This window comes from Pontibacter sp. E15-1 (genome assembly GCF_022601975.1).
Lineage (GTDB): Bacteria > Bacteroidota > Bacteroidia > Cytophagales > Hymenobacteraceae > Pontibacter.
This window is the reverse complement of sequence record NZ_JAKVIR010000052.1, coordinates 1-5,555: the sequence shown is the minus strand read 5'-3', so window position 1 is coordinate 5,555 and position 5,555 is coordinate 1. Positions and strand designations below refer to the sequence as shown.

General features: G+C 56.2%; 2 tRNA genes and 3 rRNA genes. All 5 read right to left on the bottom strand.

Features of this window, described 5'->3' with window-relative positions:
- Positions 1-24: 24 nt before the first annotated feature.
- Positions 25-136: ribosomal RNA gene (rrf, locus tag MKJ04_RS22625) — 5S ribosomal RNA — on the bottom strand.
- Between the two features lie 101 nt (positions 137-237).
- Positions 238-3,143: ribosomal RNA gene (locus tag MKJ04_RS22620) — 23S ribosomal RNA — on the bottom strand.
- Positions 3,144-3,465: 322 nt separating this feature from the next.
- Positions 3,466-3,539 (bottom strand) — tRNA-Ala (locus MKJ04_RS22615).
- A gap of 80 nt (positions 3,540-3,619) precedes the next feature.
- Positions 3,620-3,696 (bottom strand) — tRNA-Ile (locus MKJ04_RS22610).
- A gap of 133 nt (positions 3,697-3,829) precedes the next feature.
- Positions 3,830-5,352, bottom strand: a 16S ribosomal RNA gene (locus tag MKJ04_RS22605).
- The 16S, 23S and 5S rRNA genes sit together here with 2 tRNA genes alongside, the layout of an rRNA operon.
- Positions 5,353-5,555 lie beyond the last annotated feature (203 nt).

The window sequence follows — 5,555 nt, the reverse complement described above, 5'->3', positions numbered from 1 at the left end:
TGGATGCTGCCCCGCCCGTGGTGGGGTTGGCGGCCACCTACTCTCCCGGGTGTGACCCCAGTACCATCGGCGCTCCCGGGCTTAACTTCTCTGTTCGGGATGGGAAGAGGTGCTCACCGGAGCCATAGCCGCCATTGTCTTAGCGCACGGTTAGCTCCGTGCATAATGGCTTTGAAAATCATTTGACTAGCTGGGAAAGAGGGAGAGCGAAAGCAGCGGGCCGCTTGTACGGCCTTGTTGAGAACACTCTCGGGCAATTAGTATGGCTCGGCTGTGACATCTCTGCCTTTACACCTGCCACCTATCGACGTCATCGTCTCTGACGGCCCTTAAGGGAGATCTCATCTTGGGGCGGGTTTCGCACTTAGATGCTTTCAGCGCTTATCCCGTCCGAGCGTAGCTACCCTGCGCTGCATCTGGCGATACAACAGGTCCACCAGTGGCTCGTCCAACCCGGTCCTCTCGTACTAAGGTCAGGACCCCTCAAATCTCCGACGCCCACAACAGATAGGGACCGAACTGTCTCACGACGTTCTGAACCCAGCTCGCGTGCCACTTTAATCGGCGAACAGCCGAACCCTTGGGACCTTCTCCAGCCCCAGGACGTGACGAGCCGACATCGAGGTGCCAAACCTCCCCGTCGATATGAGCTCTTGGGGGAGATCAGCCTGTTATCCCCGGCGTACCTTTTATCCTTTGAGCGATGGCCCTTCCATGCGGAACCACCGGATCACTATATCCGCCTTTCGGCCCTGCTCGGCTTGTGGGCCTCACAGTCAAGCTCCCTTATGCTATTGCGCTCTGCGCACGGTTACCAAGCGTGCTGAGGGAACCTTTGAAAGCCTCCGTTATTGTTTTGGAGGCGACCACCCCAGTCAAACTACCCACCAAGCACTGTCCCCCACCATGTGAGGTTAGGCGCCAAGCAACTCAAGGGTGGTATTTCAAGGACGAATCCAGGACGCCTGGCGACGCCCCTTCGCATTCTCCCACCTATCCTACACATGAGTTACCCAGCGTCAATGCTAAGCTATAGTAAAGGTGCACGGGGTCTTTCCGTCCCGTTGCGGGTACTCGGCATCTTCACCGAGACTACAATTTCACCGAGCTCACGGCTGAGACAGCGCCCAGATCGTTACACCATTCGTGCAGGTCGGAACTTACCCGACAAGGAATTTCGCTACCTTAGGACCGTTATAGTTACGGCCGCCGTTTACCGGGGCTTCGATTCAGACCTTCGCCTTGCGGCTGAGCCCCCCTCTTAACCTTCCGGCACCGGGCAGGTGTCAGGCCTTATACTTCATCTCTCGATTTCGCAAAGCCATGTGTTTTTGTTAAACAGTCGCCTGGGCCTTTTCACTGCGGCTTCTCTACTTGCGTAGAGGAAGCACCCCTTCTCCCGAAGTTACAGGGTCATTTTGCCGAGTTCCTTGGCCGTGATTCACTCGAGCACCTTAGGATTCTCTCCTCGACCACCTGTGTCGGTTTGCGGTACGGGCGGCTGCATATTTAAACGCTTAGCGGGTTTTCTTGGGAGCCTGGTTAGGGACATTATCCCCGCGCCCGGGGGCTTGGGGTACTATCAGCTTTCAGCTAGTCCGGCGTACTTCACAACCAAACCAATACCTACGGCCTTCAACGCACTATTCCGTCAGTGCGCAGTCCTTTCACTTCTCCGTCACCGCATCGCTATATGCAGCCGGTGCTGGAATATTAACCAGCTGTCCATCGACCTGCGCTCTCGCCTCGGCCTTAGGACCCGACTAACCCTGATCCGATTAGCGTTGATCAGGAAACCTTGGTCTTTCGGTGTGCGGGTTTCTCGCCCGCATTATCGTTACTTATGCCTACATTTGCTTTTCTGAACGCTCCAGCACGCCTCGCCGGCATACCTTCGCCGCGATCAGAATGCTCCCCTACCAGTCAGCAGATCTCAAGAGATCTGCTCAATCCGTAGCTTCGGTGCCATGCTTGATGCCCGATTATTATCGATGCCCTCTCGCTCGACCAGTGAGCTGTTACGCACTCTTTAAAGGAATGGCTGCTTCCAAGCCAACCTCCTGGCTGTCTAAGCAAGTGGACCCCCTTTGTTCAACTTAGCGTGGACTTGGGGACCTTAGCTGACGGTCTGGGTTCTTTCCCTCTCGGCGCAGGACCTTAGCACCCTGCGCCTCACTGCCGCGTATGTCAAGTGGCATTCGGAGTTCGTCAGGATTCGGTAGGATGTGACTCCCCCTAGTCCTATCGGTAGCTCTACCTCCACATGACTCCACCGCGACGCTGCCCCTAAAGGCATTTCGGGGAGTACGAGCTATTTCTCAGTTTGATTGGCCTTTCACCCCTACCCACAGGTCATCCAAATCCTTTTCAACGGAAACTGGTTCGGACCTCCATTTGGTTTTACCCAAACTTCATCCTGCCCATGGGTAGATCACAAAGTTTCGCGTCTACCCCCACTGACTGCGCGCCCTGTTCAGACTCGCTTTCGCTGCGGCTCCGTGCGTCAACGCACTTAACCTCGCCAGTGAGGAGTAACTCGTAGGCTCATTATGCAAAAGGCACGCCGTCACCCAACGAATGGGCTCCGACCGCTTGTAAGCGCATGGTTTCAGGATCTGTTTCACCCCCTTATTCAGGGTACTTTTCACCTTTCCCTCACGGTACTGGTTCACTATCGGTCTCTCAGGAGTATTTAGCCTTACCGGATGGTGCCGGCGGATTCAAGCGGGATTTCTCCGGTCCCGCCCTACTCAGGGTACCACTACGGCCAAAGAGCTTACGCACACGGGACTATCACCCCCTATGGCCAGACTTCCCAGTCTGTTATGCTTCAATCTTTGGTCCGAGATCGTGGCCCTACAACCCCAGCGCTGCCGTAACAGCGCTGGTTTGGGCTAGTCCGCGTTCGCTCGCCACTACTTGCGGAATCACTGTTGTTTTCTCTTCCTCCGGGTACTTAGATGTTTCAGTTCCCCGGGTTTGCCCCCCGTAGGGTAGTGTGTCTTCAACACACTGGGTTGCCCCATTCGGAAACCTGCGGATCAACTCGTATGTGCCGATCCCCGCAGCTTATCGCAGCTTGTCGCGTCCTTCATCGCCTCTGAGAGCCTAGGCATCCCCCATGCGCCCTTATCTGCGTTCTCGGCCGCCGCGATCTCTCGCGGCGGCCCGCTTCTTTCTCGTATGCATGGATTGTCGTTGCCGACAACCTAAACTTTACTTATTTACTTTCTCTCTTTCCCATCATGTCAAAGAACTTCTCCCGAGTTCTGAGTGCCGAGTTCCGAGTCACGAGTTAACGCGTCTCTTTCCCCTTCCTCTCATCTGCTCAAGTTAGATGCATAAGCCTGTTGCCCATGCCTTGTTTTGTTGGTTGCCCCTGTGTGGAGAATAACGGAGTCGAACCGTCGGCCTTCCCGAATGCTTTCGGGACGCTCATAGCCGTTTCTCTTTATTCATCCCGTGTGGAGAATAACGGAGTCGAACCGTTGACCTCCTGCGTGCAAAGCAGGCGCTCTAGCCAGCTGAGCTAATCCCCCGGATTGCCGTTGCTCGTTACTCGTTGTTCGTTTTTCGAAAAACGGTCAACGGAAAACGATCAACGAAAAAAACGACCGCGTGGTGGGCCTGCGTGGACTCGAACCACGGACCTCTACATTATCAGTGTAGCGCTCTAACCACCTGAGCTACAAGCCCAGTCGTGCTCCGGGCGGCGCCTCACAGTCACCTTGCTGAAAAAGTATTGAGATAAATTGATTGAGACATAGTCTAAAGCGCACCCGCGCGGTGCTGCGCGCGCCGGGGGGAAAGCCGATCGGGCCGGCCCTAGAAAGGAGGTGATCCAGCCGCACCTTCCGGTACGGCTACCTTGTTACGACTTAGCCCCAGTTACCAGTTTTACCCTAGACGGCTCCTTTGACGGTCACCGGCTTCAGGTCTCCCTGACTTCCATGGCTTGACGGGCGGTGTGTACAAGGCCCGGGAACGTATTCACCGCGCCGTTGCTGATGCGCGATTACTAGCGATTCCGGCTTCACGGAGTCGAGTTGCAGACTCCGATCCGAACTGAGACCGGCTTTTTGAGATTGGCGCCCTATCGCTAGGTGGCGACCCTCTGTACCGGCCATTGTAGCACGTGTGTAGCCCTGGGCGTAAGGGCCATGATGACTTGACGTCGTCCCCGCCTTCCTCGCTCCTTGCGGAGGCAGTCTCTCCAGAGTCCCCACCATGACGTGCTGGCAACTGAAGATAGGGGTTGCGCTCGTTGCGGGACTTAACCCAACACCTCACGGCACGAGCTGACGACAGCCATGCAGCACCTTGCTTTGTGCCCCGAAGGGAGGGGCCGTCTCCGGCCCTGTCACGCGCATTCTAGCCCAGGTAAGGTTCCTCGCGTATCATCGAATTAAACCACATGCTCCACCGCTTGTGCGGGCCCCCGTCAATTCCTTTGAGTTTCACCCTTGCGGGCGTACTCCCCAGGTGGATGACTTAACGCTTTCGCTTGGACGCTGACAGTGTATCGCCAACATCGAGTCATCATCGTTTACGGCGTGGACTACCAGGGTATCTAATCCTGTTCGCTCCCCACGCTTTCGTGCCTCAGCGTCAGTTTCGGCTCAGCGAGCTGCCTACGCAATCGGGGTTCTTGGCGGTATCTAAGCATTTCACCGCTACACCGCCAGTTCCGCCCGCCTTAACCGAACTCAAGCCCGCCAGTATCAACGGCAGTTCCGGGGTTGAGCCCCGGGATTTCACCGCTGACTTAACGGGCCGCCTACGCACCCTTTAAACCCAATAAATCCGGACAACGCTTGCACCCTCCGTATTACCGCGGCTGCTGGCACGGAGTTAGCCGGTGCTTATTCATCTGGTACCGTCAGTTACCCCCGCAGGGGCGTTTTCTTCCCAGATAAAAGCAGTTTACAACCCAGAAGGCCTTCTTCCTGCACGCGGCATGGCTGGGTCAGCCTCTCGGCCATTGCCCAATATTCCCTACTGCTGCCTCCCGTAGGAGTCTGGTCCGTGTCTCAGTACCAGTGTGGGGGACCATCCTCTCAGAACCCCTAGCCATCGTCGCCTTGGTGGGCCATTACCCCGCCAACTAGCTAATGGCACGCATGCCCATCTTCCACCGCCAAAGCTTTCATCACCCTCGGATGCCCTCGTGTGATCATATGCGGTATTAATCCGTCTTTCGACGGGCTATCCCCCAGTGGAAGGTAGGTTGCATACGCGTTACGCACCCGTGCGCCACTGACCAAGAAACCGAAGCCCCTTGGTCCGTTCGACTTGCATGTATTAGGCCTGCCGCTAGCGTTCATCCTGAGCCAGGATCAAACTCTCCATTGTAAGAAAATTCTCAAGGCAGCCCGAAAGCTGCCCAATGTGTCTGTCCGACCCGGGCTTTCCTCTTTTCCCCTCCCCCCGGCGGGGGGAGGGGCCGGCGCGGCCAGCCTGTGAAGACTGCCGCGCGGATTACCTTAAATTTCTGTCTCAATCAATCTCTCAAAGAACTTGCCGAAGAACTACTTCCTTCGTCTGACACCCATACT